The sequence below is a fragment of the Phycisphaeraceae bacterium genome (assembly GCA_019636555.1).
In the GTDB taxonomy this organism is placed as follows: Bacteria; Planctomycetota; Phycisphaerae; order Phycisphaerales; family UBA1924; genus JAFEBO01.
The window spans coordinates 3,719,315-3,743,707 of sequence record JAHBXH010000001.1 but is presented as its reverse complement, the minus strand read 5'-3'; the positions used below and the strand labels follow the sequence as shown (position 1 = coordinate 3,743,707).

Here is a 24,393-nt window from a genome sequence, read left to right as displayed (position 1 = left end):
ACCCACCGGGCTGTTCGATCGCGACGAAGGTCGCGAAGACAATCATCGTTCCGAATCAAAAAGAAAAACGCCGATGGGCGCGAGTGCGTGCATCGGCGTGAGCAAATGGAGAAATGTTCTTCGGACCTTGCGCTGTTGCGCACCGGACGATGAACTCATCTATTCAAGGTTGCACAATCGGTGACGAACCGCAAGGAGTCTCGCGGGTAATTCGCCGAAGTCGTGCAGTTTCATCGCAAGCGTGTGCGTTACATGGGTCCGCGACGGGGAAAATGCCGAGCGCGCCGGAGAAAACGGAGGCGGGAATGTGTTATCCGGAACGGCGAAGCGCACTGCCTTTGCGGTCGTGATGCGCATTTCGAATCGCGGAGTTACTCCGGGCATTCGAGGGTGTTGTACTGGACCACAAAGAGCTGGAAGTCCGAGTCATCGACGAGGAAATCAAAGTTCAGGTCGCCGCCGCCGTCGGGGCGTGCGATCAGTTCGTTGTAGCGCTCGACGAAGAATTGGAAATCTTCGTCGGTGACCGCGTTGTCGAAGTTCAAGTCGGCGGTACAGCCCGGGCCGGGGTCGGTGGATTCGCGCCTGAAGTCGTCGAAGTTGGCCTGGAAGCCGAATCCGACTTCGATCGTGAACCGCACCTGGTATCCGATCGCGGGGCTGCCCGCAGGAATCGTGAAGGGCAGCGATCTCTCGGCGAACATTCCCGCGGCGGGAATGGTTGCGCCGGACTCGACGTGTTCGGCCAAGAGCTGGTTGCCTGCATAGAAGCGAACGCGGAGTCCGCCGGTGAAGCCGGGCCGGTTTCCAGCGCGCCAGCGGAGCACCCAGTCGCTCTGGCCCTTGACGGTCGCTGGTGGGCGTTTCTCCAGCATGCCGGTTGTCAGGTAGCCGATCTGAGCGCCTTCGTACTGACCGGCGACATAAGGCGAGCCCGAAAGTTGATTCCAGACGCCCATCTGCTGGTCGGGCGAAGCGGGAATCCAGTGGGGGACGCTGTTGATTGTGTACTGACCGGGCGCGAGCAGGCTGTTGAAAAACTCCAACCAGTCGCAATTTCGAACCGCCATCTACCCTCGCGACCCGGGTCTGAGGGCCAGAAAGTTGTCTGCAATGCGTCGGCGCAGTAGGCACAATCAGAATTTCAACAGCCTGCTAGCGCTGGAATTTCGAAACCACCATTCACGATCGGGATGTTGACGCCGAATGCGAGCGAGGAAATTCCTGTCAATCCGAGCGTGACCGAAAAGGTCGTAATCGAGTTGCTTCGCATGTGTTCCCCCTGGGCGGACTACTCCGGCAGGATACCGACCTTGTCAACCCGCTGCCGGAGAACGCTCTCATGGGCAGAGCAGCGCGTTGTACGCGGCAACGAAGACGACGAAGTCGGCGTCATCCACCAAATTGTCGTTGTTCAAGTCGGCCGGGCAGCCCGCGGGCATTGCGGGATCTGCGCAGTCGAGAATGTTGTAGGCAACAATGAAGATGGAGAAGTCGGCGTCTTCGACGAACCCGTCGTTGTTGAGGTCGGCCGGGCAAGGTGTGAGGACAAATCCTCGCAGCTTCCCATCAACAATTCCGTTCGCGGCGATCCAACCTCTCGAATTGATTCCGTTGGCGCTCGTCAGCACAACGCCTCCCGCGTGTGAGACGAGTGAGTTGAGGTCGATGATCTGTCCGTCACGCCAGAGCACGGCGGTTGATTCGGTCGAATCGGCGTCGAGCTTGGAATATCCGACGATTCCACGCGAATCGTCGATGTCGTACGCGATGCCGAAGGTGTGGCCCGGGAGCGCACCGAGATCCTGCGCCGTCGTGCCGACCCATCGTGTCGCGTGACGCTCCGCGCCGAGTGCGGATTGACCGACAACGACACCGGCATCCGAGATTTTCAAGGCGTCGCCATAGGTTCCGTCGAGCGCCGGGAGCGTGACTGGAAGTGAAGCATCGGTGTCCCAGCGGACCGCGACGGCGCTGTCGGAATTCTCGGCGGTGTACGCCCGACCGACCACGACACCCGAGCCGTTGACGCCGTTTGCGATCGCGACCACGAAGTTGGAGATCGGAAGCTCGACCGCCGTGGCGTCGGAATACCACTTCATCGCGCGTGCGGTTGTCTGGATGCACAGAAAACCTCCGCAACCTGTCGTGCGGTTGCTCCATCCGACGACGCAGTCATCGGCTGCGCCAGAGGCGGCACAGTCACCGCCACCGGGGAGCGGGGGATACGTGACATATCCGGATGGATCCAAGACGGAGCCCGAAGCAGCGAGCGAATAGCCGCCACAAACAGACGAAGTGCTGCCCGCGATTCGTCCGCCCGGGCTCACGTCGTTGAGCCCGCTGCCGCCGTAGGGCAGGCACGGCGCGAGCGAACCCATCTGGCGGTGGAATCCGTCCGCGCTCCGCACGATTCCGATTTGCGGGACCGCGCCTGTGGAGGAAGAAGAACCTCCGACGGTGTAGCCGTCCGCATCAAGGCCGCTCGCGTACGTCTGGTCGTACGGCGATCCCAACGGATAGAGCATTCGGAGCGCGTACTGCTGGGCAAACGCAACAGAAGTCAGGAGCACGGGAATCGTGGCGATTGCAAGAAGTTGGGGACGCATGGGACCTCCGACTTCTCGACATTGTCGGCAGATGGTTTAATGCCGCAAGCAAAATCCGGGATTTCGACCGAATCGCTCGCTGAGAATCACGGGCAAAGAAGCGTGTCGTACGCACCGGCGAAAATCACGAAGTCAGAATCATCGACGTAGCCATCGAAGTTGAAGTCCGCGGCACAGCCCGCCGGCATGGATGCATCGGAGCAATCGAGGATGTCGTACGACGCCGCGAAGATCACGAAGTCGCTGTCTTCAACCAATCCGTCGCCGTTGAGGTCCGCGGGACAACCGGTCGAGAGCACGAGATTGGTGACCGAACCGGCGCCGGTGTCGAGCGTCGAATCGACCGAGACCGCGCCGATCGCCGCGTTGTAGGAATATGCGATCGATGAGCCGTTGCGGAAGACTCCCGCGACCGCGCTGTTCGCGGGCACGCGGAACGTCGTTCCGATGCTCAGCGCGAATCCGCTGTCGTTGCGAAACGACTGGGTGTACGCCGCGGCATTGAGCGGGGCGGTGTTCTCCGAAACCGTCACGTCCACCTGGTGGTGCTTGCCGCTGGGCTGGTGTTCCAGCACAACGTTGTTGAACGTCATGGTGTTCCACGCCGAGGGGAGCTTGGGCTTGAAGTTCATTTTCTGATTCGGAGCATCCGGCGCGTAGTTGAGGAACGCCATCACGCTGTCGACGAGCGTGCTCATGCTCTCCCATGCGTTGGGCCACGCGGTCTGCAGAACGAAGTTGGGGTAGGAAATCGAGTTGTCGTAAGCGATCTGCTCGGCGCCGAAGCCCGCGGGCCCGAGCCGATCGATCATGAGATCGACGCGGTGTTTGTGATTATCGATGTCGGCTTTGCCGGCGGTGAAATCGGCGCGCTCGGCGTAGAAAAGGCCGTACCAGAGCGTCGAGAGGAACCAGGGGCCGCCGTTCCAGTATCCGTCGCCCCAGTAGCGGTTGATCGTGTCCTGGTGCTGGCCGCTGAAGTTGACGAGCGGGTGATTGTTGCCGAAGGCGTCGAGCGCGACGCCGTTGATGCGATCGACGACGAGATTGGTGCGGGCCTCGGTCGGCGTGTAGATGTTGAACGGATAGACCATGCCGAGCTGGCTGATGTCGGTGTTCTCTCCGTTCCAGTCGAGGCGGGCATCGAGCGAAGGCTTCATCGCGCTTGCCTTGTCGAGCGCATCCGACGCTTCGGCGGAAAGCCCGAGCACGTTGAACGATTTGGCGGCATCCTGCAGCCCGCGGATCACGTTCGCGTTGCTGTAGATGAACGTGTCGTACGAATCTTCCCACACGTTATTGGAATACATGAGGCCGAACGCGACGTGCAGACGCGTGCTGTCAACGGTGGATGTTTGCGTGGACGAATAGACGGCGTCGCGGATCTGATCGACGAACGTGCCGAGAAGTCCGGCGTCGGCGTTCATCATGTAGTGGTAGTAGAGACCCCACGGGAGCACGGCGGTCTCGTCGATCTGCGGCGCGCCCCAGATCACGTAGCCGTCGGTGCTGTATTTTTGTTTCCAGTATCCCTTGCGCGTTCCGTAGAACGGGGTCGTTCCGATGTAGTTTCCGGCTGGCGTGTTCCCCGCGTTCCAGGTCTCAAAGTCGCGGTAGCACGTATCGCGCATCCACTTGTAGACATTGAACGATTCGGCGAGGTGGCCCGTCCGCGCCATCGTGATCGCGGCATACACCGCGTCGCGAGGCCAGACATACGGATACGCGCCGTTGTGGAATCCGGCGATCACGCCTCCGTTGAATCCGTCGCAGTGCAGGACGGTCGCGAGCAGGCCGCGCTTGAGCAGCCTGTTGTACGCGGCATCGGGTGTGGAAACGGTCGTCCCGAGTTCGAGCCAGGCTTGCCAGGCACTGTCGGTCTCGGTTTCGCGGGCCGCGACCGAGGTGCCCGCGAACCAATCGAGCACGGGCACGAGCTGTCGGTCGTAGATCTGATCGGTGCCGGGAATCGGTCGCTCGTGCGCGCCCGCGAGCATGATGTCGACTTCCTGTGTCGCGCCCGGGTTGAGCACCAATTGCATGCCGAGCCAACCCTGTCCGTTGTCGGCGGAGGTGTCGCGCCACGATTCGGTCGCGAGCGTGCCACCGGAGGCGCCGGGCGAAGACGTCGATTTCATGGATGCCGCGAGATAGAGCGCGTTGTTCTTCTCGTAGCCGCCGGAGGTCGTCGGGTTGTATTCGTTGGGATCACTGAATCCCGTGCCGGTTCCGGTGACAATGCGGTAGGTCTTGTCGTAGGCGCACATGGTCCCGCGCGCGGCATCGAAGAACATGAAGTCGTAGTTGTCGCCCCCGTTCAGAGCCGGATCCATGTAGAAGTAAACATTCATCGTCTTTGCGCTCGCGCCGTCGTTCCGGAGCAGCACGCGTTTCAGTGCGATGTGACGCTGCGGATTCCCGTTGAGATCGGTGGGAAACGTCACGCCGTAAGGCGCAAAGTCGTGCTGCGTGATGGTGATGTTGTTGCCGCCGGCGAAGAGATGCTGGCTCGTTGTGACCGAGTTGGTGTCGTCGGACGAGTACGACTGCGCGACATTGTCGTACGAGACGCCCGCGGGGTTGCTCACCCAGTGCGTGAGGCCATCCACGCGCAGGCCGATCATCGCCTGATTGAGATGCATCTGGCCGCGCCAACCGACGGGAAGACCGGGCGGAAATGTGTCGGGGCCGTCGGAGTAGCCTTCGTTCCGCGTTCCGACGCCGTACACACCGCCGGGGGTCGGGAAGTGGAAGTCGTAGTAGGTGCCATTCTGGTCGAGTTGCCCGGCGCAGAACGTGTTGCCGATGATCGCTTCTTCCTTGAAGAACGAGACGGGCGGATATCCCTCGCCTGGATTCGCGTTCCCGGCGCCGCGCCCGGGCCACGCGAGTTTGTTCGTGAAGGAATACGAAGCGCCGCCATTGGCGAAGACTTCGCTTCCGACAAACGGTTTCCACGCGCTGACTTTGTACTTGATTGCCTTCGCGTATGCGCGCGTGGCGATGGGCAGCGTTCCCTTCCACCAGTCGCGCGTGCCGCCGTTGGTTTCGTTGCGAACGAAGGAGATCGTTGCGGCGTCGTTCGTCAGGACCTGAGTCGTTCCGGTCGGCGCGCCGAAAGCACCCGATGGCTCCGAGCCGTCGGTCGTGTAGTAGATGCAGACCTTGTCGTAGGTGAACTGGAAACTGACGCGGAAGAACAATTCGACCGCTTCATCTTCACGCGGCACATCTGGTTCGCGCTGCGTGATGCCCGAAGGCTCACCGAACGTCTGGGAGGCGGGGGCGTGCTCCACGCTCGACGGCTGCGCGAGAGCGAGGCAAGAAATCAGCGCGGCGAAGAGCGCGCCAACAAAACTCGGTGATCGCATCGGGTCTGCTCCGGACAAAGGGGCGCAAGACGCGGGCCCAAGGCAAATATCGCGGATGCGCCGGGGCTGGTCAACGAAAAAGCGCCGCGCGGCGCGGAATCTCGGCGGTTTTCCCACGGACTGTTCGGAGCGTGCCCGGTGGAGCCGAGCCCGAGCCGGAAAGTCCGATAGACTTCTGACCTGATCTCGATGAAACAGCCGTTTTCTTCACACTTTGCGGAATCCACGATCATGCAAGCATTCGCCAGTGTTTCCCCGGTGATCTCGCTCTCGCGCACGATTCTTCTTGGTGCCGGTTTGGCACTCGCGGCGCTGGCCGCCTGTGACAGCGGGAGCACGACGAGCACGACAAAAAACGACATCGCGATCGGTCACTATGGATCGCTCACCGGTCCCGAAGCAACGTTCGGACTCTCGACCGACAACGGCATCAGGCTCGCCGTGTCGGAGATCAATGCCGCGGGCGGCGTCGACATCGGCGGCACCAAGCACAAGGTCGAACTCAAATCGGAAGACACCGAAGGCAAGCCGGAGAAAGCGGGAACTGTCGTCACGAAGCTGATCACGGCGGACAAGGTTGCGGCGGTGCTGGGCGAAGTCGCGTCGAGCGTGACGCTCGCGGGCGCGCCGGTCGCGCAGCAGTTCGGCGTGCCGATGATCACCCCGAGCAGCACGAACCCGCAGGTGACAGCCGTCGGAGACATGATCTTCCGAGTTTGCTTCATCGATCCGTTCCAGGGGTTTGCGTGCGCGAAGTTTGCGGCGCAGGATTTGAAAGTGAAGAAGGCGGCGATCCTCTTCGATCAGGCGTCGGCGTATTCGGTGGGTCTCAAGGATGAGTTCGAGAAGAACTTCAAGCAAATGGGCGGGGAGATCGTCGGGGTCGAGGCGTACACCAAGGGCGAGGCAAACTTCAATCCGCTGTTGACCAAGATTCGCGAAACTGGCGCGGAGCTTTTGTTCATTCCGGGTTACTACACCGACGTTGCCAACATCGCGCTCCAGTCGCGCAAACTCGGCATGACGATGCCCCTGCTCGGTGGCGACGGATGGGATTCGGCCGATCTCGCGAAGAACGGGGGCGCCGCGATCGAGGGCAGTTTCTATTCGAATCACTACGCGTCCGATCAGCCGACTCCGGAAATCCAGACGTTCGTGACCAAGTACCAGGAAAAGTTCAACGGCGAGACACCCGACGGGCTCGCGGCACTGGGCTACGACGCGGCGCGGGTGCTCTTTGATGCGATGCATCGCGCCGGCAGCACCGACGGATCCAAGCTCCGCGACGCGATCGCGAGCACGAAAAACTTCAAGGGCGTGACGGGTACGATCTCGATCAACGAGAAGCGCGACGCCGTGAAACCGGCGGTCATCGTCGAGATGAAGGGGGGCAAGCCCGTCTTCCGGGCGCGAATTGAGCCGTAAGCAGACCGGAAATGCGGAGCTACTTCGGGCGGAGTCTTCCGGGCGCGCCGCGGGTCGGTCGAGGGTGTAACTGTTGATTCGCGCGGAGCGCGGTCACGAGGAATCAGAGATGATCGAAGGAAAACGCGACAGTGCGACGGTGACACAGGAAGGCAAGCGGCTCCAGAAGCTGATCGACGGTGTGATTGTTCGCTACGCGACGACGCACGCCGACGAGCGGGGAGAGCTCTGCGAGATTTATGATCCGGCGTGGGGAATCACGCCCGAGGCGATGGTCTATTGCTATCTCACCGTCGTTCGCGCCGGGAAGGTGAAGGGCTGGGTGTATCACGAAGATCAGATTGATCGCCTCTTTGTCGCGACCGGCGCGCTCAAAGTCGTTCTCTTTGATCGGCGAAAGGAATCGCCGACGCACGGCATGGTGAACGAATTCACGCTCGGAGAGCGCAACCGCGGGCTGGTCGTGATCCCGAAGCAAGTTCTGCACGCGGTGCACAACGTCGGAACGACGGAGGCGACTTTCGTGAACCTTCCATCGCGCCCGTACAACCACGCCAAGCCCGACAAGTTCCGCGTGCCTTTCGAATCGCCCGAAATCCCCTACAAATTCGACAGCCGGCTCGGCTGGTAGTGTGGAGGCCGAGTGGCCCGGGTGAGTGTTGTCATTGCGACGTACAACTGGAGCGAAGCGCTCGCGTGTGCACTGCGCTCGGTGCAACTCCAGACCTATCAGGACTACGAGGTGCTGGTCGTCGGAGATGCCTGCACGGACGATTCGGCGGAAGTGGTCGCCAAGGTCGGCGACAGCCGTTTCCGCTGGATGAACCGCGCGCAGAATTCCGGCGGGCAGTGGGGACCGAACAACGACGGCATTGCCGCGTCGAGCGGCGAATACATCGCGTACCTGGGACACGATGATTTGTGGTACCCGACGCATCTCAAATCGCTGGTGCGTGCCGCGGAGAGGCAAAGAGCCGACCTTGCCTGCGCCATGGCGATCATGTACGGACCACCGGAGACCGGGGTGCGTTCGGTCACGGGCGTTTTCCGAGACGGCGCGATGGACGCCGGCCAGTTCGTCGTGCCTTCGTCGATGATGCATTCGCGCGCGCTTGTCGATCGGATGGGCCCCTGGCGCGATCCCGCGGCGGTGCAAATGCCCGCGGACTGCGAGTTCGTCCGGCGCGCGGTCGAGAGCGGAGCCGTGTTTGCTTCGACCGATGAGCTATCCGTGTTCAAGTTCAATGCCGCCTGGCGTCGCGATGCGTACGGAAACAGGCAGACGACCGAGCAGCGCGCGATGCTCGAGAAGATCGAGAGCGGCGTCGACTTTCGGCGTGAGGAACTCACCGAACTGATCCGTGCATTTGTGAGCCACCGGAACGTGGAGATTCGGATGCCGCACGCGAGCGAGGCGACGGCCGGCGCGATGAGGCGCACGAGCATCTACAAGGGTGCGGCGAGCCAGAAGCCCGCGATCGAGCCCCTGTGGGTTGCACGCCGCTTTACGCTCGGCGACCAGCCGGCGTCGCTCGAGTGGTACCCGCCCGAGACGCGCGACGGGCGAGAAACTTTTCGCTGGTCGGGCCCGAGCACGATCTCTTCTCTGCGCTTTCCGATCTCGCTTCAGGCGGAAACGGACATCCGCGTGCATGTGCTCGGGGTTGTTGATCCGCAAATCCTCGGAGCGTTGCGGGTGGAGCTCAATGGTGAACCGGTCGCCTGCGCCGTTTCGTCTCGCGAAGACGGAACGCATGTTCTGCAGATTCGATCAGACAAGCCCTCGCCTCCGGGCCGGGAAGTGTCGATCCAGATCGGCGTGCCGCGAACGACTCCGCGCCCGCAGGATCCGGACCGGCGTCCGCGGGGGATTGCGGTGGGCTGGGTCGACTTTCTGCCCTTCAGTCGTTCGTGAGAGTCGGCTAGACTCTCCGCCCTGCACTCGCCGCGATTCGAACCGGCGGAGTGCGTCTCCAATCGGGCCCTGATTCGCGTGGACACCCTGCTGCAAACTCTGAAAGACGGCCTGACCATCGGGAGCCTGTATGCGCTCATCGCGCTCGGCTACACGATGGTCTACGGCATTCTCAAGTTCATCAACTTCGCTCATTCCGACATCGTGGTGCTGGGCGCGTGGATCAGCCTTGTCATCGCGACAGCGATCGTCAAAGCGCTCGGGCTGGAAACGGGGCAGACGGCGCCCTGGTGGGTCGGGCCGTTCGTGCTTTCGTGCGCCATGCTCGCGTGCGGCCTGATCGGATTCACGATCGAGCGGCTGGCGTACCGGCCGCTGCGCAACGCGCCGAAACTGAACGTGCTGATCACGGCGATCGGCGTTTCGCTGTTTTTGCAGAATACCGGGCAGCTTCAGTTCGTGTTCGGCACGCGTCCCCGGCCGATCCCGCCGCTTCTCTCCGACAACGTCTGGTTTTCGATCGGCAATATGCAGGTGCGGATGCTCGACTTTGTCGTGATCGGCACTGCGGTGGTGCTCATGATCGCGCTCGAATGGCTCGTCTTTCACACGAAGCTGGGAAAGGCGATGCGGGCGGTGAGCTTTGACGTCCGCACCGCCGGGCTTATGGGAATCAATGTCGATCGGGTCATCAGCATCACGTTTGTCATTGGTTCCGCGCTCGCCGCGGCGGGCGGATTTTTGTGGGCGGTCAGTTTCACGTCGATCAAGCAGCCCGCCGACACGAGCTGGGTGCTCCTCGGGCTGAAAGCGTTTGTCGCGGCGGTGGTGGGAGGGATCGGAAACGTGCGCGGGGCGATGTTCGGCGGGCTCGCGATCGGCATGCTCGAAGTGTTCGGTCAGCAGTACATCAACCCCGCACTGAAGGACGTGTACGTCTTCGCGGCACTGATCATCGTTCTGCTCGTCCGGCCGGGCGGCATTCTGGGGAAGGCGACGGTGGAGAAGGTATAAGCGCAGCTCCGGCAGAATGTGCCGGGCGGCGATCAGCCGGAAAGATTCACGGACTCAGGACAACAAGACAACAGGACTCAGGACTCATTCGATTCATGGCCTCGCTTCAAGACAGAGCCGCTCACTTCAAGCCCGCACCGATCGGTGCGGCGTGGCGCATTGCCTGGCCCGTTTTGTTCGCGCTCGTTCTCGGCGTTGCGATGCAGATGTTCGTCCGGCCGAACATCGATGCCTATTCGTCCGCCCAGATCCTGAATATCGGAATTGCGGTGATCCTCGCCGTCTCGCTGACGATTGTGAATGGGTTCACCGGCCAATTCTCGATTGGCCACGCCGGGTTCCTGGCGGTGGGCGGATACGTCGCCGGTTCGCTCGCGTACTACGGCTCGTTCGCGATCTTCGGTTCGGGTGCCGCGCGGATGGGGATGCTCAGCGGCCTGTACGGTGCCCCCGCCGGTGCGCCGTTGATCACGGGCGGCGAGGTTCTCTTCCTGATTTCGCTGATCGTCGGCGGATTGGTCGCGGCGCTCCTCGGCGTGGCGGTCGGACTTCCGAGCCTTCGGCTGCGGGGCGACTACCTCGCGATCGTCACGCTCGGCTTCGGCGAGATCGTGCGTGTTCTTATCCAGCAGACGCCGCAGGTATTGATGAGCAAGGAAGAGATTGCCGCGGCACCGGCGTGGAAAGTCCCTCTCAGCGTCGGAGGTTCGCTCGGGTTCGGCAACGTGCCCAAGTACACGAGTCTTTTCTGGGTCTATGCGGCGGTCGCGATCACGCTGGTCTTTGCGTACCGCTTGAAAATGAGCTCAACCGGGCGCGCGATGCTTTCGATCCGCGAAGACGAGATCGCGGCAGAAGCGATGGGCGTCCGCACCACGTATTACAAAGTCTGGGGCTTCGTGATCGCGGCGTTCTTCGCGGGCATCGCGGGCGGGTTGTACGCGCACACGCTGGGGATCTCGCTCAGCCCTGTTGATGCGGGTTTCCAGAAAAGCTTCGACATCATCATCATGGTCGTGCTCGGCGGGCTCGGTTCGATATCAGGGGCCGCCATTGCCGCGGCGATCGTGACCTATCTGCCGGAACTGTTGCGCACGCCGGACACACTCCAGAAGTTCGCCGTCGTGGGTGTACCGATGCTCATCCTCGGCTTCGCGATGCTCGGGATGGCCGGGCGCCGTGAAAAGAGCGCGGACAAGAGCGGGCGCGATCGGCGTGCTCTCCCCCGCGTGATCATCTCCGTCGGCCTTGTGATCACCGGGCTCAGCGCGCTGGCTTTCTTCGCGAAGAAGCTCGACATCAATCTCGGCGAGTATCGGCTGATCATCTACGCGCTCGCGCTTGTGATCATGATGATCACGCGTCCGCAGGGGTTGCTCGGCGTTCGGGAGCTATGGGAAGGCTCGCTCTACCGCCCGCTCCGCGATTTCTTTTCGTCGCGCTCCGCAGACTCCGGCGGGAGGAAAGCATGAATGCTTCTGCCTCCATGATGGATACGGCAGAGGTGCTCGCGGGCGCGGGAGCGGGCGAGAACTCGCTCGAGGTTCGCGATGTCTGCAAGTCATTCGGCGGGCTAAAGGCCGTGCAGAATTTCCGCTTGACCCTGCCGCCGCGCGGGCTGTACGGGTTGATCGGGCCGAACGGCGCGGGCAAAACGACGTGTTTCAATCTTCTGACGGGCGTGTATTCGCCGGATCAGGGCGGCGTCTTGATCGGCGGGAAGTCGCTGATCGGGCTGCGTCCGCACCAGATTGCCGCGGCGGGTCTCGCACGAACCTTCCAGAACATCCGCCTCTTCGGCGAACTCTCGGTTCTTGAAAATGTGAAGCTGGCGTGCCACGTCCGGACGACGCACTCGATGGCGGGCGCGATCGTGCGCAGCGGTTGGCAACGCGCCGAAGAAGGGGCGATCCGTGAGCGGTCGCTCGCGCTGCTCCAGGTCTTCGGGCTGCTCGATCGGCAGGATGAATCGGCGCGGAATCTCCCGTACGGCGATCAGCGCCGGCTGGAGATCGCTCGAGCGCTGGCGACGGGTCCAAGGGTGCTATTGCTCGACGAGCCCGCGGCAGGAATGAACCCGCAGGAAAAAAAGGACTTGCGAAAGCTGATCCGGGAAGTGCGGGATATTTTCCGGGTTTCGATCCTGCTGATCGAGCACGACATGGGCGTCGTCATGGATTTGTGCGAACGGATCACCGTTCTGGATTACGGCATCGTGATCGCCGAAGGCCCACCGGCAGAAATCCAGAAAGACCCGAAAGTGATCGAGGCGTATCTAGGCAAGGAGTAGTGGGATCGCGGCGAGAGCGCTACGGCGCTCGTGTGCATGAAGCGACTGTCGGATTTGGCACTTTGTCCCTTTGGAGTTCGGAACTGTGCTTTCTGTCGACAATCTCCAAGTGAATTACGGCGCTATCCGCGCACTCCACGGCATCTCGCTGCGCGTCGAGAAAGGCGAGATCGTCACGCTCATCGGGAGTAACGGCGCCGGCAAGACGACCACGCTGCGTGCGATCTCGGGATTGGTGCGCTCGAGCGGCGGTTCGGTCAGCTACGAGGGCCACGACATCACGCGGGTCCGGCCGCACGAACTGGTGCGCATGGGCATCGCTCACTCCCCGGAAGGGCGGGGCGTGTTTGCGAACCTGACGGTCGAAGACAATCTGGATCTCGGCGCGTACGCGCGGAGCGACGCGGCGGGGATCGCGCACGACAAGGAAAAGGGGCTTGCGCTCTTCCCCAGGCTCCGCGAGCGCATCGATCAACTGGCGGGAACACTTTCCGGAGGCGAGCAGCAGATGCTCGCGATCGCGCGTGCGCTGATGGCCCGTCCGCAGCTCCTCTTACTCGACGAACCATCGCTCGGTCTTGCGCCTCAGGTCGTCACGACGATTTTCCAGATTATCCGCGAGATCAACGCCTCGGGAACGACGATTCTGCTGGTCGAACAGAATGCGCACATGGCCCTCAAGGTCGCGCACCGGGCGTATGTTCTGGAAGTGGGGGAGATCGCGATGGAGGGCCCGGCCACGCAGCTCGCCGCGAGCGACGAGGTCCGCAAGGCGTACCTTGGCGTCGGTTAGCGCGCTGCTCGCTTCGGGGGCGGCGCAAATCCCTACACGACGACGTTCACCATCTTCCCCGGCACCACGATGATCTTCTTCACGGGCTTGCCTGCGATGGCCTTCTGCACTCCCTCGTCGGCGAGCGCGATCGCCTCGACGGCTTTCGGCTCGGCCCCGGTCGGGACCGTGATGCGAGCGCGGACTTTTCCCTGCACCTGAACGGGCATTTCGATGGAGTCATCGACGAGCATGCGCGCGTCCACGGTCGGCCATTTCTGGGTGCTGACGCATCCTTCGGATTGTGTCAGCCCCAGACGCGACCAGGCTTCTTCCGCGACGTGCGGCGCGAGTGGCGAGAGCACGATGCACACGCGGCGCGACTGATCCTTCGTGAACGCGCCCGCGCCTTTTTCGCCGGCAGCGATCATCGCTTCGTTCACGAGCTGGATGAGCGAGGCGATCGCCGTATTGAACGAGAGTCGCTCGAAATCCTGCCCGACCTTGTGAATCGTGCGCTGCAGCAGTTTCTCGAGCGACGGATTCTCCTGTGCCGCCAGCCGGGGCTGGCCGCTTTGCTCGTCGATGAGCACGCGCCACGCGCGCTGCAGAAATCGGAAGAGGCCGGGAATGTCCTTGGTATTCCACGGTTTGCTCGCTTCGAGCGGCCCCATGTACATCTCGTAGAGCCGGAACGTGTCGGCGCCGTACTCGGCGATCACGTCGTCGGGGTTGACGACGTTCTTGTATCGCTTGCTCATCTTGGTGACGATCGGTGTCACCGGCTGGTTGTTCGTGATCTCGACATACTTGCCTTCAGCGACTTCCTTCACCTCGTCAACCGGGACGATCGTCTTGTCGGCGCGCTGGTACGCGTAGCTCGTGATCAAACCCTGGTGGAAGAGTTTCTGGAACGGTTCGGGCGTGCTGAGAAAGCCGAGATCGAAGAGCACGTTGTGCCAGAAGCGTGAGTAGAGCAGGTGTCCGACGGCGTGTTCGTTGCCGCCGATGTAGAGATCGACGCCCCCGAGCAACGTGTTCTCGCTTTCGCCGCGCGAATTGCCCGTGAGCCTCTTGTCTTGTCCACCCATCCAGTAGCGCTCGGCATCAACGCCGACGAGGCGCTCGGTGTTCTTCGGATCGCAGTAGCGCACGCAGTACCAGCTCGAGCCCGCGCTCCCGGGCATGGTGTTGGTCTCGCGGCGCACCGGTGTTTCGGGCGCGAGCACATTCGGGTCGACTCCCGCGGCAAACGCCGTCGTATTTGCCCACTGCCGTGCCTTGGCGAGCAGCGGCTGCGGATCGTCGGATTCTTCGGGCTGGTAATCGTTCAATGGCGGCAGGATGACCGGCAGCGCCTTTTCGCTCACCGGGAAGTGATTGCCTTCTTCATCGAAAACAATCGGGAACGGCTCGCCCCAGTAGCGTTGGCGGCTGAATGTCCAGTCGCGCAGCTTGAACCGCGTCTGCGCCGTGCCGACGCCGGCTGCTTCCATCCAATCGATGATGCGTGTGATTGCATCGTCGGTGGCGCAGCCGTCCAGTGACACCGCGGGCAGATCGTCCTTCTCCTGCCGCGATGAGTTGACCGCGATCCCCGGCGCGACACCGGCCTCGCCGCGCCAGGCCTGGAAGCCGCGCCGGTCGAAGATGTGTTTGAGCTGCGCGAAAGACGCGATATCCATGGATTCGAATGCTTCGAGCCAGGTGATACGGATCGCGCCGCGCGACTTCATGCCGATCGCGTCGAGGCTCGCGGGATCGATGTGGGTATTCGACGCCGGGTTCTCGCGTCGGCTGCGAACGATCGCGATCGCCTTCGCGAAGTCCTGCTCCTCGCCGGTTACGACGCCGAGAAAATCCGCGAGCAGCGGCTGCCACGTGTTTTCAACTCGCTCTTCTTCGGTCGCGTGTTCGCAAAAATAACTCATCGCGAGCGCCGTTCGCGGGTAGAGCACATCCACGATCGGCAGATTGAATTGTTTCGCGAATTCGAAATCGCGCTCGTCGTGTGCCGGTACGGCCATGATCGCGCCGGTTCCGTATCCCATGAGCACATAGTCGGCGACCCAGACCGGGATCTTCTCATCTGTGAGCGGATTGATCGCGTAGACGCCGCTGAAGACGCCGGTCTTCTCCTTGTTTTCCATCCGATCGACGTCGGAGGTGTTGCGGGCTTTTTGTACGTATGCCGCGAGCGCCGCGCTATCGGCTCCGGCGCCCGGATGGCGCAGCACGTGATCGATAAGCGGATGCTCCGGCGCGATCACCATGAACGTCGCGCCGAAGATTGTGTCGGGGCGCGTGGTGTACACCGTGAGCGAAAGAGGCATGTCGGCTTTCGCGCTCTTGAGCTCGCTCAGCGCCTGGGGCGAGAGCGAATGAACATCGATATCGAAATCGACCTGTGCGCCGGTCGAACGTCCGATCCACTCCGACTGCTGAATACGTGTCGAAGACGGCCAGTCGAGTCGGCCGAGTTGCTCGAGCAGACGATCCGCGTACGCCGTGATGCGGAACATCCACTGTTTGAGCGGCTTACGGAGCACGGGGTATCCGCCCCGCTCGGAGCGTCCGTCGATCACTTCGTCGTTCGCGAGCACCGTTCCGAGCTTCGGGCACCAGTTGACGGTCTGCTCGCCGAGATACGCGAGACGCTGGTTGTCGATGAACAGGCGGCGCTCGAGTTGCGTGAGCTGGTGCCAGGAGCGCCCGAGATTCATGCCGCCCTCGAGCGGGGCCGCGAAGCCGGACAGACCTTCACGCACGATCTCGCCGCTCGGACCGACGCGGATCGCACCCGACTCGAGCGACCGGATCAATTCCGCGATCGGGCGTGCTCTTCCCTTGGAGAGCCTGCTCGGAGACGGCGCCTCTTCATCGAACCACGAGTTGTAGATCTGCAAAAAGATCCACTGCGTCCACTTGTAGTAGTCCTCGTCGATCGTTCCGAATTCGCGCGACCAGTCGTAGCAGAAGCCGAAGCGCTTGAGTTGGCGCCGGAAGTTGTCGATCGCCTTCTTGGTCGTGATCGCGGGGTGCACGCCGGTCTGGATTGCGTATTGCTCGGCGGGAAGCCCGAAGGCGTCCCAGCCCATCGGGTGGAGCACGTTGAAGCCGTTGAGCTTCTTGAATCGGCAGACGATGTCGGTGGCGGTGTAGCCCTCGGGGTGTCCGACATGCAGCCCGGCGCCAGACGGGTAAGGAAACATGTCGAGGCAGTAGAACTTCGGTCTGGAAGAATCGAACCCCGCCTCTCCGGGGTTGGGTTGGCGGAATGTGTGGTTCGTTTCCCAATATTGCTGCCAGCGAGCCTCGATGTCGTCGGCGAAGGCGGCGTTGTAGCGATGCGGGAATTCCGCGTCTCGTGTCGGAGTTTCGGCTTGCTGGCTCATGAGATGGCCAAGCGTAGCGGTCGCCCGGGGGCGTTTCGGGCAACAAACCCGTCACTCTTCAGGCGCTCACGCGGCAGGCCGATGCCGACCGGAATGCGCATTTACTTGCGGGCGGAGAGCGCGGACGGGCGGGCGGCGACCTGTACAGCGGCGCTGGCCGATTTCTTGGCGGCCATGAGTTTCTTCGCCTCACCCGCAAGATAGAAGGACCCGGTAATGCAGATCAAGTCATCCTTCTGCGCCGCTTTGGCGGCCATGTTGATCGCCTCTTTCAGCGTCGGCGCAAGCTGCGTCATTTTGCCCTGATTCTCGGTAAATCGCCTCTGCAGTTCGCGCGGATCTGCGGCGCGAGAATTTCCCTCCGCTTTGGTGAAGATGATCTTGTCGGCACCGGTACCGAGTCGCGTCAACATCCCGCCGATGTCCTTGTCGGTGGCGCATCCGAAGATGACGATGAGCGAGTCGTACTTCACGTGCGCGCCGAGAGACTTCATGAGTGCGTGAATCGACTCGGGGTTGTGTGCGCCGTCCACGATAATCCGCGGCTGGGAATAGATCTGCTCCATCCGCGCCGGATTCGGCGTCTTCGCCAGGCCTGCCGCGGCCAGACGCTCGCTGATCGCGACGCCTCTTTCCTTGAGCCGATCGAGAATTGCGAGCGCAAGCCCGCAGTTCATCGCCTGGTGCTCTCCGCGGAGCGGCACGGCCACGTGTTCGAATTGAACGCGCGGCGTCGCGAGAGAGACCCGCATGTGCGCGCCCAGTCGAGACGTCGTCTCGAAACGGCTCGAGAATTCGATGGTCTGCCCGATCACGGCGATCGGGGCGCCCTCACGCAGCGCAACTTCCTTGATGGCCTCCAGCACAACGGGCTTCTGCTGCGGGATGGTCAGGATCGGCACGCCGGGCTTGACGATACCCGCCTTTTCCCGCGCGATCTTGTCGAGTGTGTCGCCGAGGATGTGCGTGTGCTCGAGCTGAATCGACGTGATCGCGCAGACTTCGGGCGTGATGACATTCGTTGAATCGAGTCTTCCGCCCAGTCCGACCTCGATGACGGCGACGTCGACAGCCTCTTGCGCAAAGTGCACGAATGCCGCGGCGGTCATGAGCTCGAAGAAAGTTGCCTGGCCCCACCGTCGTCGGATCGAGTCGGCGGCGATCGCGACATCGGAGACGAGCGAAACAAATTCCTGCTCGGAAATCATCTCGCCGTTCAATCGAATGCGTTCGCGGATATCGGCGATGTGGGGGCTCGTGTACAAGCCGGTCGTGAGGCCGCAGCCGATGAGCGCCGCACTCGTCATTTCGCACACGCTGCCCTTGCCCTTGCTGCCGGCGATGTGAACGCTCTTGAATGAACGGTGCGGATTCCCCAGCGCCTCCATGAGCGCAAACATCCGGTCCAGTTTCCAGATTTGCGACGGCACTTTCTTCGGATTGAGGGCTTCGACGTTCGTCCGGCTATAGAGGAAGCGGATCGTCTCGTCGAGATCGGCAAAGCCTTCGAATCCGGGGCCGATTGCAGGCGTCGGTTTCGTGTTTTCCTTCTGAATGACCCGAAGCAGGGAATGGCGCCGTTTCTTCGCTGGCCTCTCGGGCTTCTTCGTCTCTCGGCGCGAACTTGACTTCTTTGATGGGGCCATGGGGAAGTGCGCCGATCGTAACGCGGCGGCCGCGTTGGGCAAAGAAAATATTTGCGGCGCCACCGAAGCTCTCCTGTGCGCGCCCATCTGAATCGGTTGGCGCGGCGGCGAGACCGTCCACCGGGGCTTCATGAAATGAAGCCGGGTCCGCTGCGTCGCGCAATCCGTTATCCCACAAGCCTTTTCATTTCGCGTACGGCTTGTTCAAGCCCAACAAAGACCGCGCGCGACACAATCGAGTGTCCGATGTGCAGTTCCCGGATATCCGAGCGGGCACCCGGCAGAGACAGCAGATCCGGCGTGTTCTGATAATTCAGGGCGTGCCCGGCATGGATGCGGAGCGCATCGGAGAAGTCGCGCACACATCGAACGAGCGACTCGCGTGCTTTCCGATACGTCTCGCCTCCCGCGCCATCGCGATCGATCCACGCGTGCGCAAACGCCCCGGTGTGCAGCTCGAGCGCGTCGAATCCCGCTGCCGCGGCGGCCTCAGCCTGCTCCGGATCCGGGGTGATGAACGCGCTGGTTACGATGCCCGATTCCTTGAGCGGCGCCAGAAATGCCTTCCAGTGATCTACTTTTCCGGCGACCGCCAAGCCGCCCTCGGTGGTCACCTCCTGTCGGCCTTCAGGAACCAGGGTCACCTGATCGACACGATGCCGCAGGGCAATCGACTGCATTTCGACCGTCCCCGCCATTTCGAGATTGAACTTGACATGGCACGCGTCTCTTGTTTGTTCCACATCCCGATCAATGACGTGGCGACGATCCTCTCGCAGGTGGAGTGTGATGCATTCCGCACCTCCGCGGACCGCGGCGGCCGCCGCAGGGACGACATCCGGTTCGCCGTATCCCGCGCTCCCGCCCGGCCCGCTGCGATAGCGGGCTTGGCGGATCGTCGCGACATGGTCCACATTGACTCCGAGCAGCGGCATCGCACGATTGTTGGACTGTTGCCACCCGGGGTATCTTTACCGACGTGAGAGTCCTTATTGGCACACTCGGCTCGGCGGGCGATACTCACCCGTACGTCGCTATCGGCGAAGAGTTGATCCGGCGGGGTCACGTGGTCGCCATGCTCGCCAATCCACACTTTGAGGGTCGAATCCGATCGGTCGGGATTGAGTTCATTCCTCTCGGTGAGGAAGAGGACTTTCTCAGCGTGTTGCACGATCCCCGGCTCGCGCAGGAGGGAAAGAGTCCGTTTCTGGTCATCGAAGCGCTCTTCAACAAGTCGGTTGAGCCTTCGTATCACGCCACACAAGAGGCGATCTCGTCGTTTCGTCCGGATGTGCTGCTGCGGCACCACATTCTCTTCGCCGCGCGTTGGGCGGCCGAGGAGCACCACATCCCGGTTGCGACCGGAGTGCTCACGCCGTCGATGTGGTTTCACCCGGCCGAACCGATGGTGCTCCGATCGTTTCTACCCCATTGGATTCAGAAGTCGCTAGGGCGCGCGATTCGCGAGGGTGGCCGGCTCGCACTCCGGTGGTTCATCGATCGACCGGTGAACCGGGCGCGAGACCGGCTTGGATTGCCGGCGATTCGGGATGTGTTCTTCAGGGAAACCCGCGGCGGAGAAAACGTGCTCGGGCTCTGGTCTCGACACTTCCGACCGGCGCTCTCGGGCGATCCGGCAGGTTCGAAAGTGTGCGGGTATTGCTTCTTTGATCGGGCTGGTGGAGCGGAAGACCGATCGCTCGACCCGAGCCTCGATCGATTCCTCTGCGATTGCGAAGATCGTGGGAAACTGCCGATCGCGTTCACGCTCGGGACAACAATCGTGCATCACGCGCAAGACTTCTTTGGCGTGGCGGTGGAGGCGTGCCGGCAAATCGGGCGACCGGCGGTGCTTCTGGTTGGTCGCGGCGAATCAGGGCCGAGAGCTGGCGGGGAATCGGACGTGTTCGTCGCTCCGTATGCGCCCCACTCGTTGCTGATGCCGCGAGCGGCAGCGTCGGTTCACCACGCCGGCGCCGGATCTTCGTCTCAGGCGCTTCGAAGCGGCAAGCCGAGCGTGGCAATTCCCTTCGTCAACGACGAATTCGACATCGCGTATCGGATGAGCAAACTCGGGGTTGCGCTCGAGGTTCCGGCGTCGCGAATGCGATCGAGAAGAGCGGTCCGCATTCTTGCGGATGCGCTCCGGCAAGTGGTGGATTCACCGATATTTCCGGATCGGGCAAGCCGGCTTGGCGAAAGAATTCGGGCGGAATCTGGCGAAAAACATGCAGCCGATTCTGTGGAATTGATCGCAAATACCTAGGCGAGGGCCCAATCTATTGTGCGATGAAACCGAAATAATTGCCACTTGACACTAGACACGACCTTCGTTTTCGCCTACAACATTAGGACTTCGGTTCGAGGCAGTTTCAATCAGCCCCCACCCCAAAGCCCGCGATTGGCCCAAAAGGCAGATCGCGGGCTTCTTTTTCGGGACGCTCTGTTCGGGGTGTTGAAGCGCTCACGCATCTCCATGCATCGATTCTCAGTTCCGTCTGCACTTCGGGCTGAGATTTCTCCGGTCCGACGTTTCATGGCACCGCTCGCGCGAGCGGAGTGCCCGTCGTCTTCGTCGAATGCTTGTCGATTGAGGCATTCGCGGTTCGATGATCGCGCGCCGATGTAACCAGACCTTTCGTGATCCGGACGAAAGACGCGTCCCCGCGAAACGGTCACGAATTACATTCGAACCTCATTGCCGGAGATGGTCATCAAGGCTTGCGCGGCTGCCTGAATCTCGCCCGGAAATCGAATGGGTTTGCGGATACGCCTCCGGCACTCGTCGCGACTTGTGTGACTTTCTGGACAAGATATTCGGCGAGCCGGCAACGTACACTTTCCGATCTTGCAAGTGCGGCGGGGCGGGTCCTCGGCCGCGGAGCGAACCTTTGGCCACTACCGCGATCAGTACCAAACCCCTTCGACTGTCGGTCGTCGCCGGGCCGGCGATGGAGAATCTGGAGATCGCGCCGGACAAACAGACGGTTCTCGGGCGGGCCGGGATCGCGGATATCCGGTTGCTGGACGAGACGGTTTCGCGCAGGCATGCGCAGCTTGCCCTCAGGGCCGACTCCTGGCTCATCACCGACCTTGAAAGCAGGCACGGGACCACGCTCAACGGCGTCCAACTCGCGCCCAATGCACCGGCGCCGCTCCAACACGGCGACATGATCCGAATCGGACCGTGGATCTTCCGTGTTCTGCTTCAGGGGGGAGGACCGACTACCAGCATCGTCGCGACAACCGACGATGCCGGCGGAAGCATCAGTCGGGTGCAGCGGGTGCCCGAGAGCGAACTTTCGCTGCGAGCACAGGAACGCCTCGACCTGCTCATCGATGCCGCGGCGGGTATCGCGGGCGCGGACTCAGAAATTACTCTTGCCGATGCCGTTCTCGACGTGCTTGTCAAAGCAACGAGTTTCCCGCGTGCCGCGTTCATCAAGCGTGTCGGAGATTCGGATGCGGTTGAGCTTGTCGGCTACAAGGGAGTCGAGGCGGCGTCCGCCACGCCGATTCCGGGCGCGACCGGCGCGACGAATGTGAAACCGACCGAGGGTGGTTTTCCGAGCACGTTCTCGCGCACGGCTGCGGCGAAAGCGTTCTCACCCAGCCGCTCGCTCATCCGCGCCGCGAGCGAGGGCCAAGTTGTGCGCATCGACGCGGGAAGCAGCGCCAACTACGGGCAGTCGATCATCGACATGGGAATCCACAGCGCGATCTGCGCGCCGGTCATGGTTGGGCCTAATGCCGCGGCGTACCTCTACCTCGATAGCCGCGGCGGCGAAGACGCGGTGGCGCCCGATTCGGCGGCGTTCTGTCAGGCGCTCTCGAAAATCTGCGGCCTGGCCATGGCCAAGATCAGCGCGATGGCCCTCGCGGATCGGCAGAAGAAGCTCGAAGCGGACCTGCAGGCCGCACGCGATGCCCAGAGCCTGATCATGCCGGTTCCGACGGCTCGCGTCGGCGCGATTACGTACGCCATGCACAGCGAACCGGGCCGGATCGTGGCCGGCGATTTGTTTGACGTTATCGCCCTCGAGCCGAGCAACCCGCACGGGAAGGTTGCGGTGCTGCTCGGTGACGTCGCGGGCAAGGGTGTCGGTGCGGCGCTCCGGATGGCGACGGCACAGGCGTTCATCAACGCCATGCTCAAGCACACGAGCGATCCCGCTCAAGTGATGAACGCAACCAACCGTCACCTCGCTTCGCGCTGCGACGCCGGGCAGTTCATTTCAATCTGGTTCGGGATTTTCGATCCGCGCCCCGCCGGTGAAGGAGGCGGCACGCTGACGATCGTCGACGCCGGCCACGGCTACTGGCTGCTGATGCCGCCGGGACACGAACCGCAGCGCGTCGAAACCGTCGGCGGAGTTCCGATCGGCGTCGACCCCGACTATTGCTATACCGCCGAGACCGTGCAGATCAAACCGGGCACGCGCATCATTCTGTACAGCGACGGTGTGCACGAACAGCCTTCGCCGGCGGGCGACGAGTTCGGTCTTCAGAGGACGGTGGCGGCGCTGTCGAGCAGTACAAACCCGGAAGAAGACGTTGTGAACCTGGTGCAGTCGGTCAAGGCCCACGCGGCGCCGCAGCTTGTGGCGCAGGCGGCGCAGGGACCATTTGCCGCGGCTCCGACCGTGAATCTCGCGGACGATGTGACGGTCGCGAGCGTACTGATCTCGGAATAGGCGACTATTCGCGGGACGAGCCGGGCGGGTCGGTCGTGCGAAAGCTCATCGTGTACTGCGAGCCGTATATCGGATAGTCCGAGGCGACGCGGTACCCACGGAACTCATCCGGATCGAACAACAGCTTTGCGCAGACGAATTCGAGCATCTGGCGATAGCGCGGCACATCGCTCGAGGCGAAGCGAGCGAGGCCCGAACCGAGGTGGTCGAGCGACTCGAGGAGATCGAACTGATCGATATCGCGCGCCGGGTCGTTCCGATCCGCCGTGCCGCGGATCGCGGTGTCGTAGACGCGAAGATCCGGGTGTTCGTTCGGAAAGAGGTCCTTGTGAACGATGGCGTCGAACTGGAATCGCTGCGCAGGGATCGCAAGATCGCTGGAAGCCCACGCCCGGCGTCCGCGGGAAGCGGGAACAAATCGCGCGATTTCCGAGCGGTTGACTTCGCAGGTCATCATCTGGATCGAATCGCCCAGCTTTACGCCTTCGAGGAGGTAGTGGGTTTGTTCACCCACGATCTGGGCCGTGAGTGCGGGCGTGGGGCTGGTGCAGAACTCCGGCACGACGGTGTTCTGAACAGAGTCGATCGGTTCGCCGGAAACGGTGAACGGAACGCGTGTGTTCGGCGACTCGATGCCGCGCTTCGACGTGAATTTTACGACCGCGGCCGGGCGCAGCCTGGCGAGTCCGGACACCGCTTTGATCCACACGACGTCGCAATGCTCTCCGTCGGCGCTCGGCGCGAAAATGGCGGTCTCGGCAAACACGTTTGCCTGGAGCCCCTTGAGTTGGCTGATCGCGCGGAACGCCGCCTGCTTTCGGCGGAGTTCGAATTCGCGCCGAGCTTCGGGAACCCAGGCGCTCAAAATGGCCTCGAGCGAGCTGCGGTCGCCCGCGGCGCTGTCGATCAGGTTCTCGAAAGCGTCAACGGCTTCGTGCGCCGCCGCGAGCGCTTCCGCCGGAACGCCGTGCTTGGCGCTGGCTCTGAGGACGCGGCGCAACGGTTCGGGACCGGGAGCCCGGTGAATCAGGCTCATCGAATCGGGCGAGCGAACCGCCTTGAGAAGTCGAGAGGCCAGCACAGTGTCAACGCCGAGTTCGGTCGCCAGCCGCTGCGGCCCGGCGTCATTCCCCGGCACGAACTTCAGAACGCCGGTGAGGCCGCTCATGAGTTCGTCGCCCGTTCGCATGATTCGAACGTCTAGCGGAACATTTGAGGGAGGATGGGGAATAGACGTCGCTGCGGAAGTCATGCGTGCACCC

The 24,393-nt window shown here is 62.3% G+C and carries 16 protein-coding genes; 9 read left to right on the top strand and 7 right to left on the bottom strand.

Annotation, left to right across the window (positions count from 1 at the left end):
* Window positions 1-371 precede the first annotated feature (371 nt).
* From KF691_16055 to KF691_16045, 3 genes are all read right to left on the bottom strand, one after another.
* Window positions 372-1,070: a hypothetical protein gene (locus KF691_16055; protein MBX3390964.1), complete on the bottom strand. Its 699-nt coding sequence runs from the start codon at window positions 1,068-1,070 to the stop codon at window positions 372-374.
* A 270-nt stretch (window positions 1,071-1,340) separates the two neighbouring features.
* Window positions 1,341-2,609 (bottom strand): hypothetical protein, encoded by a 1,269-nt coding sequence (locus KF691_16050; GenBank protein ID MBX3390963.1) that lies wholly within the window; start codon window positions 2,607-2,609, stop codon window positions 1,341-1,343.
* An 86-nt stretch (window positions 2,610-2,695) separates the two neighbouring features.
* Window positions 2,696-5,980 (bottom strand): hypothetical protein, encoded by a 3,285-nt coding sequence (locus KF691_16045; protein ID MBX3390962.1) that lies wholly within the window; start codon window positions 5,978-5,980, stop codon window positions 2,696-2,698.
* A gap of 231 nt (window positions 5,981-6,211) precedes the next feature.
* Here KF691_16045 and KF691_16040 point away from each other — a divergent pair, with 231 nt between their 5' ends.
* The 7 genes from KF691_16040 to KF691_16010 all read left to right on the top strand — a co-directional run bounded on the left by KF691_16040 (window position 6,212) and on the right by KF691_16010 (window position 13,417).
* A complete protein-coding gene (locus KF691_16040) occupies window positions 6,212-7,405 on the top strand; it encodes an ABC transporter substrate-binding protein (GenBank protein MBX3390961.1) in 1,194 nt (397 codons plus the stop codon).
* 109 nt (window positions 7,406-7,514) lie between these two features.
* Window positions 7,515-8,036, top strand: a complete 522-nt coding sequence (locus tag KF691_16035) for a dTDP-4-dehydrorhamnose 3,5-epimerase family protein (protein ID MBX3390960.1) — start codon at window positions 7,515-7,517, stop codon at window positions 8,034-8,036.
* Between the two features lie 21 nt (window positions 8,037-8,057).
* The gene (locus KF691_16030) at window positions 8,058-9,320 is read left to right on the top strand and encodes a glycosyltransferase family 2 protein (GenBank protein ID MBX3390959.1); all 1,263 of its coding nucleotides are present in this window, start codon (window positions 8,058-8,060) and stop codon (window positions 9,318-9,320) included.
* Between the two features lie 78 nt (window positions 9,321-9,398).
* On the top strand, window positions 9,399-10,334 hold the full coding sequence (locus tag KF691_16025; GenBank protein MBX3390958.1) for a branched-chain amino acid ABC transporter permease: 936 nt from the start codon (window positions 9,399-9,401) through the stop codon (window positions 10,332-10,334).
* A gap of 95 nt (window positions 10,335-10,429) precedes the next feature.
* Window positions 10,430-11,806, top strand: coding sequence for a branched-chain amino acid ABC transporter permease (locus KF691_16020; protein MBX3390957.1), 1,377 nt, complete (start codon window positions 10,430-10,432; stop codon window positions 11,804-11,806).
* Between the two features lie 17 nt (window positions 11,807-11,823).
* On the top strand, window positions 11,824-12,624 hold the full coding sequence (locus tag KF691_16015) for an ABC transporter ATP-binding protein (GenBank protein MBX3390956.1): 801 nt from the start codon (window positions 11,824-11,826) through the stop codon (window positions 12,622-12,624).
* An 85-nt stretch (window positions 12,625-12,709) separates the two neighbouring features.
* Window positions 12,710-13,417 (top strand): ABC transporter ATP-binding protein, encoded by a 708-nt coding sequence (locus KF691_16010; protein ID MBX3390955.1) that lies wholly within the window; start codon window positions 12,710-12,712, stop codon window positions 13,415-13,417.
* Window positions 13,418-13,449: 32 nt separating this feature from the next.
* On the opposite strand, the gene KF691_16005 is transcribed toward KF691_16010, so the two are convergent.
* The 3 genes from KF691_16005 to KF691_15995 form a co-directional block, all read right to left on the bottom strand.
* Entirely contained in the window at window positions 13,450-16,791 is a 3,342-nt protein-coding gene (locus KF691_16005; protein MBX3390954.1) for a leucine--tRNA ligase, read from the bottom strand.
* A 101-nt stretch (window positions 16,792-16,892) separates the two neighbouring features.
* Entirely contained in the window at window positions 16,893-18,437 is a 1,545-nt protein-coding gene (locus tag KF691_16000) for a bifunctional folylpolyglutamate synthase/dihydrofolate synthase (protein ID MBX3390953.1), read from the bottom strand.
* Between the two features lie 167 nt (window positions 18,438-18,604).
* Window positions 18,605-19,372 (bottom strand): pyridoxine 5'-phosphate synthase, encoded by a 768-nt coding sequence (locus KF691_15995; GenBank protein MBX3390952.1) that lies wholly within the window; start codon window positions 19,370-19,372, stop codon window positions 18,605-18,607.
* 44 nt (window positions 19,373-19,416) lie between these two features.
* Between KF691_15995 and KF691_15990 the strand changes: the two genes are divergently transcribed.
* Window positions 19,417-20,703, top strand: a complete 1,287-nt coding sequence (locus KF691_15990) for a glycosyltransferase family 1 protein (protein ID MBX3390951.1) — start codon at window positions 19,417-19,419, stop codon at window positions 20,701-20,703.
* 625 nt (window positions 20,704-21,328) lie between these two features.
* Window positions 21,329-23,131: a SpoIIE family protein phosphatase gene (locus tag KF691_15985; protein MBX3390950.1), complete on the top strand. Its 1,803-nt coding sequence runs from the start codon at window positions 21,329-21,331 to the stop codon at window positions 23,129-23,131.
* Window positions 23,132-23,135: 4 nt separating this feature from the next.
* On the opposite strand, the gene KF691_15980 is transcribed toward KF691_15985, so the two are convergent.
* The gene (locus KF691_15980; GenBank protein ID MBX3390949.1) at window positions 23,136-24,320 is read right to left on the bottom strand and encodes a hypothetical protein; all 1,185 of its coding nucleotides are present in this window, start codon (window positions 24,318-24,320) and stop codon (window positions 23,136-23,138) included.
* Window positions 24,321-24,393: the final 73 nt, after the last annotated feature.